This is a genomic window from Pseudomonas sp. B28(2017), assembly GCF_002113025.1.
GTDB lineage: Bacteria > Pseudomonadota > Gammaproteobacteria > Pseudomonadales > Pseudomonadaceae > Aquipseudomonas.
Genome location: NZ_NEJH01000006.1, coordinates 22,820 through 42,361, shown reverse-complemented (window position 1 = coordinate 42,361; position 19,542 = coordinate 22,820). Strand labels below are relative to the sequence as shown.

The 19,542-nt window shown below is 61.2% G+C and carries 15 protein-coding genes; 11 read left to right on the top strand and 4 right to left on the bottom strand.

Annotated features, from left to right (window positions below):
• Positions 1–50: 50 nt before the first annotated feature.
• Positions 51–2,489, top strand: a complete 2,439-nt coding sequence (locus CAF65_RS17000) for a penicillin-binding protein 1A (protein WP_371919012.1) — start codon at positions 51–53, stop codon at positions 2,487–2,489.
• A 276-nt stretch (positions 2,490–2,765) separates the two neighbouring features.
• Here the strand turns inward: CAF65_RS17000 and CAF65_RS16995 are convergent, their stop codons facing one another.
• From CAF65_RS16995 to rpmE, 3 genes are all read right to left on the bottom strand, one after another.
• Positions 2,766–4,034: a malic enzyme-like NAD(P)-binding protein gene (locus CAF65_RS16995; protein ID WP_008017023.1), complete on the bottom strand. Its 1,269-nt coding sequence runs from the start codon at positions 4,032–4,034 to the stop codon at positions 2,766–2,768.
• Positions 4,035–4,216: 182 nt separating this feature from the next.
• Complete coding sequence (locus tag CAF65_RS16990) at positions 4,217–5,005, bottom strand: thermonuclease family protein (RefSeq protein WP_085717316.1); 789 nt, start codon at positions 5,003–5,005, stop codon at positions 4,217–4,219.
• 35 nt (positions 5,006–5,040) lie between these two features.
• Positions 5,041–5,259 (bottom strand): 50S ribosomal protein L31, encoded by a 219-nt coding sequence (rpmE, locus tag CAF65_RS16985; RefSeq protein ID WP_007975586.1) that lies wholly within the window; start codon positions 5,257–5,259, stop codon positions 5,041–5,043.
• A gap of 282 nt (positions 5,260–5,541) precedes the next feature.
• Here rpmE and CAF65_RS16980 point away from each other — a divergent pair, with 282 nt between their 5' ends.
• From CAF65_RS16980 to CAF65_RS16935, 10 genes are all read left to right on the top strand, one after another.
• Positions 5,542–7,761, top strand: a complete 2,220-nt coding sequence (locus CAF65_RS16980) for a primosomal protein N' (RefSeq protein WP_085717315.1) — start codon at positions 5,542–5,544, stop codon at positions 7,759–7,761.
• A gap of 151 nt (positions 7,762–7,912) precedes the next feature.
• Positions 7,913–9,649: an arginine--tRNA ligase gene (gene argS / locus CAF65_RS16975; RefSeq protein ID WP_085717314.1), complete on the top strand. Its 1,737-nt coding sequence runs from the start codon at positions 7,913–7,915 to the stop codon at positions 9,647–9,649.
• A 1-nt stretch (position 9,650) separates the two neighbouring features.
• Positions 9,651–10,364 carry an SPOR domain-containing protein gene (locus tag CAF65_RS16970; protein ID WP_085717313.1) on the top strand — a complete coding sequence of 238 codons (714 nt, stop codon included), beginning with the start codon at positions 9,651–9,653 and terminating at the stop codon, positions 10,362–10,364.
• Between the two features lie 231 nt (positions 10,365–10,595).
• Complete coding sequence (hslV, locus tag CAF65_RS16965; RefSeq protein WP_085717312.1) at positions 10,596–11,126, top strand: ATP-dependent protease subunit HslV; 531 nt, start codon at positions 10,596–10,598, stop codon at positions 11,124–11,126.
• Positions 11,127–11,181: 55 nt separating this feature from the next.
• Complete coding sequence (hslU, locus tag CAF65_RS16960; protein ID WP_085717311.1) at positions 11,182–12,519, top strand: HslU--HslV peptidase ATPase subunit; 1,338 nt, start codon at positions 11,182–11,184, stop codon at positions 12,517–12,519.
• A 143-nt stretch (positions 12,520–12,662) separates the two neighbouring features.
• Positions 12,663–13,034, top strand: a complete 372-nt coding sequence (locus CAF65_RS16955) for a gamma-butyrobetaine hydroxylase-like domain-containing protein (RefSeq protein WP_085717310.1) — start codon at positions 12,663–12,665, stop codon at positions 13,032–13,034.
• A gap of 259 nt (positions 13,035–13,293) precedes the next feature.
• Positions 13,294–14,973 carry a class II poly(R)-hydroxyalkanoic acid synthase gene (phaC, locus tag CAF65_RS16950; RefSeq protein ID WP_085717309.1) on the top strand — a complete coding sequence of 560 codons (1,680 nt, stop codon included), beginning with the start codon at positions 13,294–13,296 and terminating at the stop codon, positions 14,971–14,973.
• Positions 14,974–15,133: 160 nt separating this feature from the next.
• Positions 15,134–15,988 (top strand): poly(3-hydroxyalkanoate) depolymerase, encoded by an 855-nt coding sequence (gene phaZ, locus CAF65_RS16945; protein WP_085717308.1) that lies wholly within the window; start codon positions 15,134–15,136, stop codon positions 15,986–15,988.
• A 115-nt stretch (positions 15,989–16,103) separates the two neighbouring features.
• The gene (gene phaC / locus CAF65_RS16940) at positions 16,104–17,786 is read left to right on the top strand and encodes a class II poly(R)-hydroxyalkanoic acid synthase (protein WP_085717307.1); all 1,683 of its coding nucleotides are present in this window, start codon (positions 16,104–16,106) and stop codon (positions 17,784–17,786) included.
• 172 nt (positions 17,787–17,958) lie between these two features.
• Positions 17,959–18,579, top strand: coding sequence for a TetR/AcrR family transcriptional regulator (locus CAF65_RS16935; protein ID WP_085717306.1), 621 nt, complete (start codon positions 17,959–17,961; stop codon positions 18,577–18,579).
• A 112-nt stretch (positions 18,580–18,691) separates the two neighbouring features.
• Here the strand turns inward: CAF65_RS16935 and CAF65_RS16930 are convergent, their stop codons facing one another.
• The gene (locus CAF65_RS16930) at positions 18,692–19,540 is read right to left on the bottom strand and encodes a phasin family protein (protein WP_085717305.1); all 849 of its coding nucleotides are present in this window, start codon (positions 19,538–19,540) and stop codon (positions 18,692–18,694) included.
• Positions 19,541–19,542: the final 2 nt, after the last annotated feature.

Here is a 19,542-nt window from a genome sequence, read left to right as displayed (position 1 = left end):
CTGAACCCTGTTGCCCAATTCATTTTTGCCCTGGATATCCAAAAGCCTTGATTCGTCTGCTGAAGTTTTTCGGTTGGTCCATCGTCGCGGTTTTCTGCGGACTCCTTCTGGGTCTGAGCGGGGCGTACCTTTACCTTAGCCCCGGGCTACCGTCCGTGGAGGCGCTGAGAAGCATCCAGTTGCAGATTCCTTTGCGGGTCTACAGCAGCGATAACAAGTTGATCGCAGAGTTTGGCGAAATGCGTCGCACACCGATCCGTTTCGCCGACATTCCCCCCAATTTCATCAATGCGTTACTAAGTGCTGAAGACGACAATTTCGCCAACCACTACGGCGTCGATCCGAGCAGCCTGATGCGTGCCGCGACCCAGCTGGTCAAAAGCGGACACATCCAGTCCGGCGGCAGCACGATCACCATGCAGGTGGCGAAGAACTTCTTCCTGACCAGCGAACGCAGCTTTTCGCGCAAGACCACCGAGATCCTGCTGGCCCTGCAGATCGAACGACAGCTGACCAAGGACGAGATCCTCGAGTTGTACGTCAACAAGATCTATCTGGGTAACCGTGCTTACGGCATTGAGGCGGCGGCGCAGGTCTATTACGGCAAATCGATCCGCGACGTCAGCCTGGCGCAGATGGCGATGATTGCCGGCCTGCCCAAGGCGCCGTCGCGCTTCAACCCGCTGGCCAACCCGGCGCGCAGCAAGGAGCGTCGCGACTGGATCCTGGGGCGCATGTACAAGCTCGGAAAAATCAGCGAGGCCGACTACACCGCTGCGGTCAACGAGCCGCTGAACGCCAGCTATCACGTACCGACTCCGGAAGTGAACGCCCCGTACATCGCCGAAATGGCCCGCGCCGAGATGGTCGGACGCTATGGCAGCGATGCGTACACCGAAGGCTTCCGCGTCACCACCACGGTGCCGAGCGACCTCCAGGAACTGGCCAACACTGCGGTCCACGAAGGCCTGATGACCTACGACCAGCGCCACGGCTATCGCGGACCCGAGTCACGGCTGCCGGGCAAGACTCGCGAAGCCTGGGCAACCGAGCTGACCAAACAACGCACCATCAGCAACCTGGAACCGGCCATCGTGACCCAGGTCGACAAGAACGGCCTGCAAGTGCTGACCCGTACCGGCCAGGAACACGTGAACTGGGACACCATGAAATGGGCCCGGCCGTTCCTGAATACCAACAGCATGGGCGCCAACCCGAAACAACCGTCGGACGTGGCCCAGGTCGGCGATCTGATTCGCGTGCAGCGTCAGCCGGACAATTCGCTGAAGTTCAGCCAGATCCCACAGGCCCAGGGCGCGCTGGTGTCCCTGGACCCACAGAACGGTGCCGTTCGTTCGCTGGTCGGCGGTTTCGCTTTCGAGCAGAGCAACTACAACCGCGCATTGCAGGCCAAGCGCCAGCCGGGCTCGAGCTTCAAACCGTTCGTCTACAGCGCCGCACTGGATAACGGCTACACCGCCTCCAGCCTGGTAAACGACGCACCGATCGTGTTCGTCGACGAGTACCTGGACAAGGTCTGGCGTCCGAAGAACGACACCAACACCTTCCTCGGCCCGATTCGCCTGCGTGAAGCGCTGTACAAGTCGCGCAACCTGGTGTCGATCCGCTTGCTGCAAGCGATGGGCGTAGGCAAGACCATCGACTACATCACTCGCTTCGGCTTCAACAAACAGGACCTGCCACCCAACCTGTCCCTGGCGCTGGGCACCGCAACCCTGACGCCCATGGAAATCGCCACTGGCTGGAGCGCCTTCGCCAACGGCGGCTACAAGATCACCCCATACATCATCGACAAGATCGAAAGCCGAAACGGCGACACACTGTTCGTCGCCAACCCGCCGAGCGTGCCTCAGGGCGGCGCTGCCAGCGATGGCATTGCCGCACCAGCCCCTCAAGCGTTCACGGTCAACGTAACGCCGGGCGAAGTCCCAAGCACTACGCCGACGCCACAGGCACCCGCCGTGGCTGAACGCATCATTGACGGACGCACCACCTACATCCTCAACAGCATGCTCGAGGACGTGATCAAGCTCGGCACCGGACGTCGCGCACTGGCCTTGGGCCGCCCCGACATTGCCGGCAAGACCGGTACGACCAACGAATCCAAGGACGCCTGGTTCTCCGGCTACAACGCCGATTACGTAACGACCGTGTGGACCGGCTTCGATCAACCGGAAAGTCTGGGTCGCAAGGAATTCGGCGGCACCGTCGCGCTGCCGATCTGGATGAACTACATGGGCCCCGCGCTCAAAGGCAAACCGCCGCATACGCAGCCTGAGCCGGAAGGCATTCTCAGCCTGCGAGTCGACCCGGTCAGCGGGCGCGCGGCCACCCCGGGCACGCCAGGTGCCTACTTCGAGCTGTTCAAGGCCGAAGATACGCCACCGTCGGTCAACGAGATCGGCAGTGGCACGGCACCGGGTAGCCCGCTACCGGCGGATGAACAGGCGCCGATCGATTTGTTCTGATCCTGACCCACTGAAAAGCCCCGCCTTCGTGTGAAGTGCGGGGCTTTTTATTGCCTGAAGGTTTTGTAGTGAGTGGTCTGACCCTATCCCGGGCAAGCCCGCTCCCACAGTGTCCGCGCCGAACACAAAATCTGTATACACCACCGAACTGCGGGAGCCGCGGTGCGGCGATCCGACTTGCCCGCGAAAGGGCCAGTGCGAACACCACAAAAGAAACAGACAAAAAAAGCCCCGACTCTCACGAGCCAGGGCTTTTGGTTGAAGCGCTACAACAGCTTAGCCGTTGAACACGTCATCCACGCTTTTCAGCGGGTAGTTCTTCGGATACGGCAGGGTCGCCACACCGGTCTCGATGGCGGCTTTGGCCACGGCATCGGAGATCAGGGTGATCAGACGGGCATCCATTGGCTTCGGAATGATGTACTCACGACCGAATTCCAGCTTGATGCCGCCGTAGGCGTCGCACACTTCCTGAGGCACTGGCAGCTTGGCCAGTTCACGCAGGGCGTTGGCCGCAGCCACTTTCATTTCTTCGTTGATGCGCTTGGCGCGAACGTCCAGGGCACCACGGAAGATGAACGGGAAGCCCAGTACGTTGTTGACCTGGTTCGGGTAGTCGGAACGACCGGTGGCCATGATCACGTCGCTACGGGTCGCGTGTGCCAGCTCCGGGGAGATTTCCGGGTCAGGGTTGGAGCACGCGAACACGATCGGGTTGGCCGCCATGGACAGCAGGCCTTCAGGGCTCAGCAGGTTCGGGCCGGACAGACCTACGAACACGTCAGCGCCTTGCAGGGCGTCAGCCAGGGTGCGCTTGTCGGTCGCGTGAGCGAAAACCGCCTTGTACTGGTTCAGGTCGTCACGGCCGGAGTGGATCACACCGGTACGGTCGACCATGTAGATGTTTTCGATGTTGGCACCCATGCTCACCAGCAACTTCATGCAGGAGATAGCGGCAGCGCCGGCACCCAGGCAGACGATCTTGGCTTGCGGCAGGGTTTTGCCAGCGATTTCCAGGGCGTTGATCATGCCGGCGGCGGTCACGATAGCGGTGCCGTGCTGGTCATCGTGGAATACCGGAATATCGCACTGCTCGATCAGAGCGCGTTCGATTTCAAAGCACTCCGGTGCCTTGATGTCTTCCAGGTTGATGCCACCGAAGGTGATGGAGATGCGCTTGACGGTGTCGATGAAGGCCTGTGGGCTTTCGGAGTCGACTTCGATGTCGAAAACGTCGATGCCGGCGAAGCGCTTGAACAGTACGCCTTTACCTTCCATCACTGGCTTGGAAGCCAATGGGCCGAGGTTACCCAGGCCGAGAATCGCGGTGCCATCGGAAATGACTGCAACCAGATTGCCTTTGCCGGTGTACTTGTAGGCCAGTTCAGGATCGCGGGCGATCTCGCGTACTGGTTCGGCTACGCCCGGGCTGTAGGCCAGCGACAGGTCGCGAGCGGTAGCAGTGGCCTTGGTGAGCTCGACACTCAGCTTCCCCGGACGAGGATTGGCGTGATATTCGAGAGCGGCAGTTTTCAGATCAGACATTTTGGCATTCCGCTTTTACTGTTGGACAGACTGGTCAGCGAGGATACGCGCCTCGCAAAGTCCCCACAAGACTGACTGGTCACCCCTGTCAAGCGCCCTGCCCTACGACTTTGGGCCAAGAGCCACGGCGCACAAGGGTTAGATTGCTCACAATCTACAGAAAAAATGTCTACAATTTTTTATCAAGGTACCGTTTGAAGCATCGCCGGGTCAGTCAAGGGCAACATCCAGCGCGCCTGGCCGTCCTTGAGACCGCCTTTGCGCGAGCGATCCAGTACCCAGCCACGCGCCTCGACCTGCTTGCCCTTGAGGCCTTCCAGCGAATTCATATCGAAGCGCGCCAGCAGATTGGGTGCAACGCGCAATACAACCGAATCCTGCAACTCGATCCAAACCCCGCCGCGATTGCGTTGTACCTTGCTCACACGACCGCTGAGCACGGCAAAACCGGAAGCGCTGATCTGCTCCGCTTTTAGTACAGGTGACTGGCGCCAGACACCGAGCCCGGCCTGACGAGCGCTGCGCTCTGCGGCTTGCTGACAGGCGACCAGATCGACATTCGGCGCCACGGCCACCTGAAAACCCAGGCCTTCGGCGAGCATTTGCGCTTCCAGGTTGGCGCCGTCTGCACCGTAGACATGGGCCAGGGTGCGGCCGTAATGATCCTTGCCTTCTTTGCCCGGCACCAACCCGACCCGCCCGTCACTCGCCGCCACCAAGGCTTCGAGGCGTTTGCGCGCAGCCACCGCGAACGGCTCGTCGGAACGACCCTTTTTGCCCAGCTCCGGCGTGTTCAAGCCAATCATGCGCACATTGCGACCATCGCTCAGGCGCAGGGTGTCGCCGTCCACCACCCGCTGCACCGCAACGGGCGTCAGGCCGCCTGGCGCCGGGCAAAAGGCCTGGGCGGCAGACAGCCAAATCGCAGACATAAAAAAGGCGCCCGCAAGGGACGCCTTCTTCATCAGCATGGAAAAACCGTGGCGGCTTCCCAAGTTGATCGGCCTTAGGCCTTTTTCGCGCCGAAAGCACCGAAACGGTCGGCGAACTTCTGTACGCGACCACCGGTGTCCAGAGTCTTCTGCTTACCGGTGTAGAACGGGTGGCATTCGTTGCAAACGTCGATCGCCAGGGCTTTGCCGAAGGTCGAACGGGTTTCGAACTTGTTGCCGCAGCTGCAGGTAACAGCAACTGCCGGGTATTCTGGATGGATATCAGCTTTCATGGTGTCTTCCTCAGGCTAGCGTGCCGCCACCCAACACTATTGTTGAATACCGCACGTAATTAGGCCGCGGATTCTACCAGACAATCCTGATCACGCAAGCTGTCGCTTCTACCGACCGTCTGCTAGGCTCCCGCCCCTTGAGCGCACTCCAATGCGGGAGCGAGCCTGCTCGCGAAAGCGTCGTGTCAGCCGACATTAATACCGACTGACACGACCTCATCGCGAGCAGGCTCGCTCCCACAGGTCATGCATCACCCTTGTTTGTTTATCGAGATCCCCCGCGTGCCCGACGCCATTCTGCGCCTCGCCCTGCCTTCGCCGCTGCGCCGCCTGTTCGACTACCGCGCTCCGGCCGGCGTCCTGCGCAGCCAGCTGCACCCTGGCATGCGCCTGCGGGTACCGTTCGGTCGGCGCGAGATGATCGGAATTCTGGTGGAAGTCACCAACACCAGCGAAGTGCCGGCCGAGAAACTCAAGCCAGCCCTGGCCCTGCTCGACGCTACCCCACCGCTGCCGCCCGCGCTGTTCAAGCTGTGCCTGTGGACTTCCCAGTATTACCAGCACAGCCTCGGCGACACCTTGAGCTGGGCCCTGCCGGTACTGCTGCGCCAGGGCGAACTGGCCGAAGCGCGCCAGGAACGTTTCTGGTCCGCCGCGCCGGGCGCCAGCCTCGATGATCCGCGTATCGCCCGCGCCCCGCGTCAGCGCGAAGCCCTGGCCACGCTGGCCCAGCATCCCCACGGCGTCGCCCATCAATTGCTGAACAAGCTGATGCTGAGCAAGGACAGCCTGGATTTGCTGCTGGCCAAGGAGCTGGTGCAAATCGAGATCCGCCGCCACGGTCCGGGCGCACGCCACGAACACTGGCTGGCGCAGCCGGAACTCCCGCTGAACCCGGAGCAACGCGCCGCCTATGAGGCGATTCGCGCCGGCTTCGACAGTTATCACGCATTCCTGCTGGCCGGCGTCACCGGCAGCGGCAAGACCGAAGTCTATCTGCAGTTGATCCGCGAAACGCTGGAGGCCGGCAAGCAGGCACTGGTGCTGATCCCGGAAATCAACCTGGGCCCGCAGACCCTGGCGCGCTTCGAACAGCGTTTCAATGCCCGCATCGCGCTGATCCATTCGGCAGTCAATGACCGCGAACGCCTCGATGCCTGGCTGGCCGCCCGGGACGGTGAGGCCGACATTATTATCGGCACTCGCTCGGCCCTGTTCACGCCGATGAAGAACCCCGGCCTGATCATCATCGACGAAGAGCACGACGGCTCCTATAAACAGCAAGAAGGTTTGCGCTACCACGCCCGCGATCTGGCACTGGTACGGGCGCGACAGGAACGCATCCCGATCGTCCTCGGTTCCGCCACCCCTTCGCTGGAAAGCCTGCACAACGCCTACACCGGCCGCTACGGACTCCTGCGCCTGAACGAGCGCGCCGGCGGTGCCAAGCAGCCGCGCTTCCTGCGCCTGGATGTCAAAAGCCGCCCGCTGGACAGCGGCATTTCCGGGCCGATGCAACAAGCCATCGGCCAGACCTTGGCCGCCGGGCAGCAGGTCCTGGTGTTCCTCAACCGCCGCGGCTTCGCCCCGACCCTGCTGTGCCATGACTGTGGCTGGATGTCCGAGTGCCAGCGCTGCGATGCGCGGATGACCGTGCATCAGCGTTACGGCGAGCTGCGCTGCCACCATTGCGGCTATGTCGAACGCGTGCCGCGCCAGTGCCCGAAGTGCAACAAGGTCGATCTGCGCCCCGTTGGCGCTGGCACCGAACGGGCCGAGGAGCGCCTGGCGATTCTGTTCCCGGACTATCCGGTGCTGCGGGTCGACCGCGACAGCACATCGCGCAAGGACGCGATGAACCAGTTGTTCGCAACCATTCAAAAAGGCCAGCCGTGCATCCTGATCGGCACGCAAATGCTTGCCAAAGGCCACCACTTTCCACGGGTGACGCTGGTGTCGATCCTCGACGCCGACGGCGGTCTGTTCTCCGGCGACTTCCGCGCCAGCGAGCGCATGGCACAGCTGATCGTCCAGGTCGCCGGCCGCGCAGGCCGCGCCGAAGAGCCGGGCAAGGTGATTATCCAGACGCACCTGGCCGACCATCCGCTGCTGGTGCAACTGACCGAGCAGGGCTATTTCGCCTTTGCGGAGCAAGCCTTGAGCGAACGTCGCGCGGCGGGCTTGCCGCCGTTCGCGCATTTGGCGCTGCTGCGAGCCGAGGCGCACAAACCGGGTCAGGCCGAAGGCTTCCTGGATGAAGCCTGCAGCGAGGCCGAGCGCTTGCTGGCCGAACAGAACCTGACCGGCATCGAGCTGCTGGGGCCGGTACCGGCACCGATGGAACGTCGGGCCGGACGATATCGTGCGCAGTTGTTGTTGCAGGCAACGGCCCGGGCACCTTTGCATCGGCTGCTGGCCAATTGGTTGCTGGTGCTGGAACAGATGCCGAGCGGGCGGGCGGTGCGCTGGTCGCTGGATGTTGATCCTGTGGATTTGTATTAGTAGAAAGCCTGCTCGCGATGACGGCCAATTTGTCACCACACATCCACATCCTGCCTGCTAAGGTTGGCAAGCCCGACTTCGCAACGGATAATGCCCAGTTTTTCCACCAGCGCACGATGCGCCGCCGCGCCTGCGGTCGAAAGAGAAGACCATGAAAGACACCATTCGCCAGCTGATCCAACAAGCCATCACCCAACTCGTCAACGAAGGTGTGTTGCCTGAAGGCCTGTCGCCGGCGATCCAGGTGGAAAACTCCCGCGACAAGAAGAACGGCGATTTCGCCAGCAACATCGCCATGATGCTGGCCAAGCCGGCCGGCATGAAGCCCCGCGATCTGGCGGAAAAAATCATTGCCGCACTGCCGGCTGACGAAAACGTCTCCAAGACCGAAATCGCCGGCCCTGGCTTCCTGAACTTCTTCCAAAACACCGCCGCCCTGGCCGCACGCCTGGACGCCGCCCTGGCCGACGCCAACATCGGCGTGCGCAAGGCCGGCCCGGTACAGCGCACCGTGGTCGACCTGTCGGCACCGAACCTGGCCAAAGAGATGCACGTCGGTCATCTGCGCTCGACCATCATCGGCGACGGCGTGGCCCGCGTCCTGGAGTTCCTCGGCGACACCGTGATCCGTCAGAACCACGTCGGCGACTGGGGCACCCAGTTCGGCATGCTGATGGCTTACCTGCAGGAAAACCCGATCACCAGCGACGAACTGTCAGACCTGGAAAACTTCTACCGCGCCGCCAAGCAACGCTTCGACGAATCCGAAGAGTTCGCCGACCGCGCCCGTGGCCTGGTGGTCAAGTTGCAGGCCGGCGATGCCGACTGCCTGGCGCTGTGGACCAAGTTCAAGGACATCTCGCTGTCCCATTGCCAGAAGATCTACGAACTGCTCAACGTCAAACTGACCATGGCCGACGTGATGGGCGAAAGTGCCTACAACGACGACCTGATCAATGTGGTCAACGACCTCAAGGCTGCCGGCATGCTGGTCGAAAGCAACGGCGCCCAGTGCGTGTTCCTCGACGAGTTCAAGAACGCCGACGGCGACCCGCTACCAGTGATCATCGTCAAGGCTGACGGCGGCTATCTGTACGCCACCACTGACCTGGCGGCCGTGCGCTACCGCAGCGGCAAGCTCAAGGCCGATCGCGCGCTGTACTTCGTCGACCAGCGTCAGGCTCTGCATTTCCAGCAAGTGTTCGCCGTGGCGCGCAAGGCCGGTTTCGTGACCCATCCGATGGAAATGGAACACATGGGCTTCGGCACCATGAATGGTGCTGACGGCCGTCCGTTCAAGACCCGTGATGGCGGCACTGTGAAGCTGATCGACCTGCTGAACGAAGCCCAGGAACGCGCCTACACCCTGGTCAAGGACAAGAACCCGACGCTTGCCGAAGCCGAGCTGCGCAACATCGCCAAGGTCGTGGGCATCGGCGCGGTGAAATACGCTGACCTGTCCAAGCACCGCACCAGCGACTACAGCTTCAACTTCGACCTGATGCTGAACTTCGAAGGCAACACCGCGCCGTACCTGCTGTACGCCTACACCCGCGTGGCCGGTGTGTTCCGCAAACTTGGCAAGGACTTCAGCGAAGTCGAGAGCCAGATCGTTCTGGAAGCGGCGCACGAACACGAACTGGCGGCGAAACTCGCACAATTCGGTGAAATCCTGAACAACGTGTCCGAAAAAGGCACCCCGCACATCCTCTGCACTTACCTGTACGACGTCGCCGGCCTGTTCTCCAGCTTCTACGAGAACTGCCCGATCCTCGCCGCCGATACCCCGGCACAAATGCAGAGCCGCCTGCGCCTCGCCGCGCTGACCGGACGCACTCTCAAGCAAGGCCTGGAACTCTTGGGCCTGGAAACTCTGGAGCGTATGTAAGTTGGCTGCCAAGAAAAAACCTGCACCCAAGCGTGGCGCCAGCCGTTACCAAGCTCCTGCAAAGCAACCGATCCCGGGCTGGCTGTGGATGGCCATTGGCCTGACGGTCGGTGCGTTCATCGTATTCCTGATGAAGCTGGAACCGGGCAAGGGCGGTGACACGGTCAAGCGTGAAAAGGTCGAGCAACAGCAACAGCAGAAAGCCAGCAAGATCGCCGAGACCAACAAGACCCCGCCGAGCCCGACACAGCCGGTGAAGCCGAAGTACGACTTCTACACCTTGCTGCCGGAATCGGAAGTCATCGTGCCACCGGATGCCGTGCCGGAAAAAACCCTGCCGACACCACAAGTGCCGGCCATTCCGACAACGCCGGTCACACCGGCCGAGGCGGCGAAGATCGACACGGCTCGTGCCCAGGCAGCCCTGGCCGGGATCACGCCTCCGCCAGCACCTCCAGTCAAGGCGGCGCCAGTGACCAGGTTCTTCCTGCAAGCTGGCTCGTTCCGCAAGGAAGCCGATGCGGACAAGGTTCGGGCGCAGATTATCCTGCTGGGCCAGGCTGTCTCGGTCGAGTCCGGCACGGTGAAGGACGAAACCTGGTATCGGGTTCTGGTCGGACCGTTCAGCAACCGCGAACAACTGACCACCGCCCAGAAACAACTGGCCGGCGCTGGTTTTAGCAATCTGTTGTTACAACAACGCCAGAACCGCTGAACCGGTCAGGACCACCGCGTCATCGTTCTTCGCGAGCAGGCTCGCTTCCACAAGGTCTACGCGACCCCTGTGGGAACGGGCTTGCCCGCTAAGGCGCCAGAACAGACACCACAAGACCTTCGGCCAAGTCACCGCTCGTCCCCTCTCCCGCTCCACAGTTGAAATCCCTTACACCACCCCCATATGTGTTGGAATAAGGCATTTTCGCCCCGCTGCGTGGAGACTCTTCCCTTGACCACCATCGTTTCAGTTCGCCGCCACGGCAAAGTCGTCATGGGCGGCGACGGCCAGGTTTCCCTCGGCAATACCGTGATGAAAGGCAACGCGAAAAAAGTTCGTCGCCTGTACCACGGCCAGGTCATCGCCGGGTTTGCCGGCGCCACCGCTGACGCCTTTACCCTCTTCGAACGCTTCGAAGGCCAGCTTGAAAAACACCAGGGCCATCTGATTCGCGCCGCTGTCGAACTCGCCAAGGAATGGCGCACCGACCGCTCCCTGAGCCGCCTTGAAGCCATGCTCGCGGTCGCCAACAAGGATGCCTCTCTGATCATCACCGGCAACGGCGACGTGGTCGAGCCCGAAGAAGGCCTGATCGCCATGGGTTCCGGTGGCGCCTACGCCCAGGCCGCCGCCAGCGCACTGCTGAAAAAGACCGACCTGTCGGCCCGGGAAATCGTCGAAACCGCCCTCGGTATCGCTGGCGACATCTGTGTCTTCACCAACCACACCCAGACCATTGAGGAGCAGGACTGCGCCGAGTAAGCCCGTGCCGCCCACCGCACCACGGCCCATTCTTGCTTGAGGTCCACTGAACATCATGCCCATGACCCCCCGTGAAATCGTCCACGAACTCAACCGCCACATCATCGGCCAGGACGATGCCAAGCGCGCCGTCGCCATTGCCCTGCGCAACCGCTGGCGCCGCATGCAGCTGCCTGAAGAGCTGCGTGTTGAGGTAACGCCAAAGAACATCCTGATGATCGGCCCGACCGGTGTCGGTAAAACCGAGATCGCCCGTCGCCTGGCGAAACTGGCCAACGCACCGTTCATCAAGGTCGAAGCGACCAAGTTCACCGAAGTGGGCTATGTCGGCCGCGACGTCGAGTCGATCATTCGTGACCTGGCCGATGCCGCGATCAAGCTGCTGCGTGAGCAGGAAATCACCAAGGTTCGCCACCGCGCCGAAGACGCCGCTGAAGAGCGCATCCTCGACGCCCTGCTGCCACCGGCACGCATGGGCTTCAGCAACGACGATGCCCCGACCCAGGACTCCAACACCCGTCAGCTGTTCCGCAAGCGCCTGCGCGAAGGTCAGCTGGACGACAAGGAGATCGAAATCGAAGTCGCCGAGATGGCCGGCGTCGATATCTCCGCGCCACCGGGCATGGAAGAAATGACCAACCAGCTGCAAAGCCTGTTTGCCAACATGGGCAAGGGCAAGCGCAAGAGCCGCAAGCTCAAGGTCAAGGAAGCGCTCAAGCTGGTGCGCGACGAAGAAGCCAGCCGTCTGGTCAACGATGAAGAGTTGAAGGCCAAGGCCCTGGAAGCGGTCGAGCAGCACGGCATCGTGTTCATCGACGAAATCGACAAGGTCGCCAAGCGTGGCAATATCGGTGGCGCCGATGTATCCCGCGAGGGCGTGCAGCGCGACTTGCTGCCGCTGATCGAAGGCTGCACCGTCAACACCAAGCTGGGCATGGTCAAGACCGACCACATCCTGTTCATTGCTTCCGGTGCGTTTCACCTGAGCAAGCCGAGCGACCTGGTGCCGGAACTGCAAGGTCGCCTGCCGATTCGCGTTGAACTCAAGGCTCTTTCGCCAGAAGACTTCGAGCGCATCCTCAGCGAACCGCACGCCTCGCTCACCGAGCAATATTGCGCGCTGCTGAAAACCGAAGGCCTGGGCATCGAGTTCCAGCCGAGCGGTATCAAGCGCATCGCCGAGATCGCCTGGCAGGTCAACGAGAAAACCGAAAACATCGGTGCCCGTCGCCTGCACACCTTGCTCGAGCGCCTGCTCGAAGAAGTGTCGTTCAGCGCCGGCGACCTGGCCAGCGCCCATGACGACAAGGTGATCCAGATCGACGCCGACTACGTCAACAGCCACTTGGGCGAATTGGCGCAGAACGAAGACCTTTCCCGTTATATCCTGTAAGCAACTCTTACAGATGTAGCGGAAATGTGGGAGCGAGCCTGCTCGCGAAGGCGTAGTGTCAGTTGCTATCAACTTCGGCTGATGCACCGCTTTCGCGAGCAGGCTCGCTCCCACAAGGTTCCGCACAAGACGGACATCCGGTCATGATCCCCACCGACATCAAGCTGCACAAAGCCTCGAAAACCCTGTCGCTGAAATACGCGTCCGGCGAGGAATACACCCTGCCCGCCGAATTCCTGCGCGTGCACTCTCCTTCCGCCGAGGTCCAGGGCCACGGCAAACCCATCCTGCAATTTGGCAAGATCAACGTAGGCCTGACCAAGGTAGAACCGGCCGGTCAGTACGCACTGAAACTGACCTTCGATGACGGTCACGACAGTGGTCTGTTTACCTGGGAATACCTCTACGAACTGGCGCGACGTTATGACGCACTCTGGGATGATTATCTGGCCGAACTGAAGGCGGCCGGGAAAACCCGCGATCCGAACGAATCCGTCGTCAAGCTGATGCTCTAGCCTGAGCCTTTTGCTCTTTAGAGGGCATTTTCTAATTTCATCTGTTTGAATGCTCCGCTCCAGGGCCGCCGATTGGCCTGCTTGCGAAAAAAATTAAACTCGGGTAACCAATGGAACTGGCAAGTTCCCTGCAGTGTTCTCTGCATTGAAAAAGCAGCGATGCAGTATTAACGGTCACCCCGAGCAGTAGTACCTGGCATTGGCTGTGTGACTACACAGCAGGACCCGGTACTCGTCTCAGGACAATGGAGCGTCGTAGATGAGTAACAAGAATAACGATGACTTGAAGAATCAAGCCTCGGAAAACACCTTGGGGCTGAATCCTGTCGTTGGGCTGCGTGGAAAGGATCTACTGGCTTCTGCTCGCATGGTACTCAGGCAGGCCATCAAACAACCGATTCACAGCGCCAGGCATGTTGCGCATTTCGGCCTTGAACTCAAGAACGTGGTGCTCGGTAAATCCGAACTGCAACCGACCAGCGATGACCGTCGCTTCGCGGATCCGGCCTGGAGCCAGAACCCGCTCTACAAACGTTATCTGCAAACCTACCTGGCGTGGCGCAAGGAACTCCACGACTGGATCGGCGACAGCAACCTGCCGCCCAAGGACGTCAGCCGCGGGCACTTCGTGATCAACCTCATGACCGAAGCCTTCGCCCCGACCAACACGGCGGCCAACCCGGCGGCGGTCAAGCGCTTCTTCGAAACCGGCGGTAAAAGCCTGCTCGATGGCCTATCGCACCTGGCCAAGGACCTGGTGCATAACGGTGGCATGCCGAGCCAGGTCAACATGGGCGCATTCGAGGTCGGCAAGACCCTGGGTGTGACCGAGGGTGCGGTGGTCTTTCGCAACGACGTGCTGGAGCTGATCCAGTACAAGCCGATCACCGAGCAGGTGCATGAACGCCCACTGCTGGTGGTACCGCCGCAGATCAACAAGTTCTATGTTTTCGACCTGAGCCCGGAAAAAAGCCTGGCGCGGTTCTGCCTGCGCAACAACGTGCAGACCTTCATCGTCAGCTGGCGCAACCCGACCAAGGAGCAGCGCGAGTGGGGCCTGTCGACCTACATCGAAGCGCTCAAGGAAGCGGTTGATGTGGTCACCGCCATTACCGGCAGCAAAGACGTGAACATGCTCGGCGCCTGCTCCGGCGGCATCACCTGCACCGCGCTGCTGGGCCACTACGCGGCAATCGGCGAGAACAAGGTCAACGCCCTGACCCTGCTGGTCAGCGTGCTCGATACTACCCTGGACAGCGACGTGGCCCTGTTCGTCGACGAGCAGACCCTCGAAGCCGCCAAGCGCCACTCCTACCAGGCTGGCGTCCTCGAAGGCCGCGACATGGCCAAAGTCTTCGCCTGGATGCGCCCCAACGACCTGATCTGGAACTACTGGGTCAACAACTACCTGCTGGGCAACGAACCACCGGTATTCGACATTCTGTTCTGGAACAACGACACCACCCGCTTGCCCGCCGCGTTCCATGGCGACCTGATCGAGATGTTCAAAAGTAACCCGCTGACCCGTGCCGATGCACTGGAAGTGTGCGGCACACCGATCGATCTGAAGAAGGTCACCGCCGACATCTTCTCGCTGGCTGGCACCAACGACCACATCACCCCGTGGCGCTCCTGCTACAAGTCGGCACAACTGTTCGGCGGCAACGTTGAATTCGTGTTGTCCAGCAGCGGGCACATCCAGAGCATTCTGAACCCGCCGGGCAATCCGAAATCGCGTTACATGACCAGCACCCAAATGACCGCCGATGCCGACGCCTGGCAGGAAGAGTCAACCAAGCACGCCGACTCCTGGTGGCTGCACTGGCAGGCATGGCAGGCACAGCGTTCGGGCAACCTGAAAAAAGCACCGGCAAAACTGGGCAACAAGGCCTACCCGGAAGGGGAAGCCGCACCGGGCACTTACGTGCACGAGCGGTAACTGACACACCTCGCCCCACACTCCTGTGGGAGCGAGCCTGCTCGCGAAGGCGTCGGCTCAGTCGACGTCGATGTTGAATGGTCGACTGCTTTCGCGAGCAGGCTCGCTCCCACAAGGGATTGGGGATGAATTTGGAATTGCGACCCACAGGGCCAGAAGCATGCCGCAACCCTTCATATTCCGTACCGTCGAGCTGGATGGCCAGACGCTCCGCACGGCGGTACGCCCCGGCAAGCCTCACTTGACGCCCCTGCTGATCTTCAACGGCATTGGCGCCAACCTGGAGCTGGTGTTCCCGTTCATCGCGGCGCTGGACCCGGACCTGGAAGTCATCGCTTTCGACGTACCCGGCGTCGGCGGTTCGTCGACACCGAACCGGCCGTATCGCTTTCCGGGGTTGGCCAAGCTCACGGCGCGGATGCTCGACTATCTCGACTACGGGCAAGTCAACGTCATCGGCGTGTCCTGGGGTGGCGCCCTGGCCCAACAGTTCGCTTACGACTACCCGGAGCGCTGCAAGAAACTGGTGCTGGCGGCGACGGCGGCGGGTGCGGTGATGGTGCCGGGCAAGCCGAAAGTGTTGTGGATGATGGCCAGCCCGCGACGTTACATCCAGCCGTCCCACGTAATTCGCATTGCGCCGATGATCTACGGCGGCGCTTTCCGTCGCGACCCGACGCTGGCCGCGAGCCATGCGGCCAAGGTGCGTTCGGCGGGCAAGCTCGGGTACTACTGGCAGCTGTTCGCCGGCCTCGGCTGGACCAGCATCCACTGGTTGCACAAGATCCGCCAGCCGACCCTGGTACTGGCCGGCGACGATGACCCGCTGATCCCGTTGGTCAACATGCGCTTGCTGGCCTGGCGGATTCCCAACGCCCAGCTGCACATCATCGATGACGGGCATTTGTTCCTGATTACCCGGGCCGAAGCGGTGGCCCCGATCATCATGAAATTCCTGGAAGAGGAGCGCCTGCGCGCGGTGATGCATCCGCGTCCGGCGCCATTGGGCAACTAAACCGCTGCATCAGCGGCCGGCAGGACGCCACGCCGCGCAACAACCCGTTACAGCGTCTATGGTGTTCTGGTTCGGTGTGTTTGTTTTTAGCCTGAAGACGAAGGAGTGTTGACTCATGCGCGAGAAACCAGCGAGGGATTCCTTACCGACTCCCGCCGCGTTCATCAATGCACAGAGTGCGATTACCGGCCTGCGCGGTCGGGATCTGTTATCGACCCTGCGCAGTGTGGCCGCCCATGGCTTGCGCAATCCGGTGCACAGTGCCCGACATGCCCTGAAGCTCGGCGGCCAGCTTGGCCGTGTGCTGCTGGGAGAAACCCTGCACCCGACCAACCCGCAGGACACTCGCTTCGCCGATCCGGCGTGGAGCCTGAACCCGTTTTATCGGCGCAGCCTGCAGGCCTATCTGAGCTGGCAGAAGCAGGTCAAAAGCTGGATCGACGAGAGCAACATGAGCCCGGACGACCGTGCCCGCGCCCACTTCGCTTTCGCCCTGCTCAACGACGCCGTATCGCCCTCCAACACCTTGCTCAATCCATTAGCGGTCAAGGAGCTTTTCAATTCCGGCGGTAACAGCCTGGTGCGTGGCATCGGCCATCTGGTGGACGATCTGCTGCACAACGATGGCCTGCCCCGACAAGTCACCAAGCAAGCGTTCGAGGTCGGCAAGACGGTCGCCACCACCACCGGTGCCGTGGTGTTTCGCAACGAACTGCTGGAGTTGATCCAGTACAAACCGATGAGCGAAAAGCAGTACTCCAAGCCCCTGTTGGTGGTGCCGCCACAAATCAACAAGTACTACATTTTCGACCTGAGCCCGCACAACAGCTTCGTCCAGTACGCGCTGAAAAACGGCCTGCAAACCTTCATGATCAGCTGGCGCAACCCGGATGTGCGTCACCGCGAATGGGGACTCTCGACCTACGTGGAAGCCGTGGAAGAGGCCATGAATGTGTGCCGGGCGATCACCGGAGCACGCGAGGTCAACCTGATGGGCGCCTGCGCCGGCGGGCTGACCATTGCCGCATTGCAAGGCCACTTGCAAGCCAAACGGCAACTGCGCAGGGTGTCCAGTGCGACTTATCTGGTGAGCCTGCTCGACAGCCAGCTGGATAGCCCCGCTTCGCTGTTCGCCGACGAACAGACTCTGGAGGCAGCCAAGCGCCGCTCCTATCAGAAAGGTGTGCTGGACGGCCGCGACATGGCCAAGGTCTTCGCCTGGATGCGCCCCAACGATTTGATCTGGAGCTACTTCGTCAATAACTACCTGTTGGGCAAGGAGCCGCCGGCGTTCGACATCCTCTACTGGAACAACGACAGCACGCGCTTGCCTGCCGCCCTGCATGGCGACCTGCTGGACTTCTTCAAGCACAACCCGCTGACCCACCCGGGCGGCCTGGAAGTGTGTGGCACGCCGATCGATTTGCAGAAGGTCACCGTCGACAGCTTCAGCGTCGCCGGCATCAACGATCACATCACGCCGTGGGATGCGGTGTATCGCTCGGCGCTGCTGCTCGGTGGCGAGCGACGCTTCGTGCTGTCCAACAGCGGCCATGTGCAGAGCATCCTCAACCCGCCGAGCAACCCGAAAGCCAACTACGTCGAGAATGGCAAACTGAGCAGCGACCCCCGCGCCTGGTACTACGACGCCAGGCATGTCGACGGCAGTTGGTGGACCCAATGGCTGAGCTGGATTCAGGAACGCTCCGGCGCGCAGAAGGAAACCCACATGGCGCTCGGCAACCAGAATTACCCACCGATGGAGGCAGCACCCGGTACCTACGTACGTGTGCGCTGAACCTAAAAAAGGCCGCTGTCAGTCTCCGACCCGGTAGGAGCGAGCATGCTCGCGATGGATATCCAGACGCCGCGGGTAATCAGGTAGCCCGCGTAATCGTTAACGACCATCGCGAGCATGCTCGCTCCTACAGGACTGGAGGTTGGCCTGGCACGAACATTAAGAAGACTGGATGAAAACCCGCGACCGGATCCTCGAATGTGCCCTGCAGTTGTTCAATCAAAAGGGCGAACCGAATGTCTCCACCATGGAAGTTGCCAACGAAATGGGCATCAGCCCGGGCAACCTCTACTACCACTTCCACGGCAAGGAACCGCTGATTCTTGGGCTGTTCGAGCGCTTTCAGGGCGAACTCGCCCCGCTGCTCGATCCACCGGCCGATGTCGAACTGGCGCCTGAGGACTACTGGCTGTTCCTGCACCTGATCGTCGAACGCCTGTCCCACTACCGGTTTCTCTTCCAGGACCTGTCGAACCTCGCCGGGCGCCTGCCGAAACTGGCCAAGGGCATTCGCAATCTGCTCAATGCACTCAAGCGCACACTGGCATCGTTGCTGGCACGATTGCAGGCGCAAGGGCTGCTGGTCAGCGATACCCAGGCACTGGGGCAATTGGTGGAGCAAATCACCATGACCCTGCTGTTCTCACTGGATTACCAGCGGATTCTCGATCGTGAAGGCGAGGTGCGGCTGGTGGTTTACCAGATCATGATGCTGGTCGCGCCACACTTGCTGGCGCCGATCAAGGCAGCGACCGAGCAGATGGCGATGGAGTACCTCGAAGAACACGAATAACCCCCCCTGCAGGAGCGAGCTTGCTCCTGCAGGGGTCAGTGGCGCTCTCGAATTGGACACAAACAAAAACGCCCGACCTTCACAGGCCGGGCGTTTTCTCGAGCCCTGAAAATCAGGACTGACTGGTTGGCGTCGATGGAGCTGGCGCGGCAGTCGGGGTGACAGCAGGGGTTGGCGCGGTCGCGGAGTTCGATGCACTGACCGGAGCTGCTGGCGTTACCGGCGTTGCCGGTTTGGCAGCTGCCACTGCTGGTTTTGGCGCGGCGGCTTTTGGAGCTGCCGGCTTTTTCACTGCAGGTTTTTTCGCCGCAGCGGGTTTGGCCGCTGGCTTGGCCGCAGCAGTTTTTGCTGCTGGCTTGGCTGCCGGTTTAGCCGCTGGTTTGGCGGCAGCTTTTGCGGCGACCGGTTTGGCTGCCGGCTTGGCCGCTGCAGGTTTGGCAGCAGCGGTTTTAGCCGCAGGCTTGGCAGCAGTCTTGGCTGCCGGCTTGGCGGCGGCAGTCTTGGCAGCAGGTTTGGCCGCCGCGGTTTTCGCCGCAACAGGCGCAACCTTGGCACCGGTCAGTTTTTCGATTTGCTTGGTCAGGGTATCGACCTTGCTGTGCAGTGCCTTGACTTCGTTGCGGCTCGGTACGCCCAGACGCGAAATGGCGCTGTTCAGACGCTTGTCAAAAGCGCCTTCCAGCTCATCCCACTTGCCCAGTGCGCGATCTTTCACACCGCTGATGCGCGACTTGGCCGAGGAAGCGGAGTCCTTGGCGGCGTCGACTGTCTTGCCAACAGCGCTCTTGGTGAGCTTCTCGGCTTTCTCGCCGTCCTTAACCAATGCATCGAAGAGTTTGCTGCCGTCAGTGTCGATCTTCGAGTACACGCCTAAACCAGCCAGCCAGATTTTTCGGGAGTATTCTTCAACCTTCCCGATCCACGAGCTGCCTTCTTTTTCGGTTTTCTTTTTAACAGCCATCC

What these genes read in the sequence shown, in the direction of transcription:
- CAF65_RS16990 (WP_085717316.1), bottom strand. Translation starts at nt 5,005, where the DNA reads ATGCTGATGAAGAAGGCGTCCCTTGCGGGCGCCTTTTTTATGTCTGCG.
- CAF65_RS16955 (WP_085717310.1), top strand. Translation starts at nt 12,663, where the DNA reads ATGATCCCCACCGACATCAAGCTGCACAAAGCCTCGAAAACCCTGTCG.
- CAF65_RS16935 (WP_085717306.1), top strand. Translation starts at nt 17,959, where the DNA reads ATGAAAACCCGCGACCGGATCCTCGAATGTGCCCTGCAGTTGTTCAAT.
- argS (WP_085717314.1), top strand. Translation starts at nt 7,913, where the DNA reads ATGAAAGACACCATTCGCCAGCTGATCCAACAAGCCATCACCCAACTC.
- phaC (WP_085717307.1), top strand. Translation starts at nt 16,104, where the DNA reads ATGCGCGAGAAACCAGCGAGGGATTCCTTACCGACTCCCGCCGCGTTC.
- rpmE (WP_007975586.1), bottom strand. Translation starts at nt 5,259, where the DNA reads ATGAAAGCTGATATCCATCCAGAATACCCGGCAGTTGCTGTTACCTGC.
- phaZ (WP_085717308.1), top strand. Translation starts at nt 15,134, where the DNA reads ATGCCGCAACCCTTCATATTCCGTACCGTCGAGCTGGATGGCCAGACG.
- hslU (WP_085717311.1), top strand. Translation starts at nt 11,182, where the DNA reads ATGCCCATGACCCCCCGTGAAATCGTCCACGAACTCAACCGCCACATC.
- phaC (WP_085717309.1), top strand. Translation starts at nt 13,294, where the DNA reads ATGAGTAACAAGAATAACGATGACTTGAAGAATCAAGCCTCGGAAAAC.
- CAF65_RS16930 (WP_085717305.1), bottom strand. Translation starts at nt 19,540, where the DNA reads ATGGCTGTTAAAAAGAAAACCGAAAAAGAAGGCAGCTCGTGGATCGGG.
- CAF65_RS16995 (WP_008017023.1), bottom strand. Translation starts at nt 4,034, where the DNA reads ATGTCTGATCTGAAAACTGCCGCTCTCGAATATCACGCCAATCCTCGT.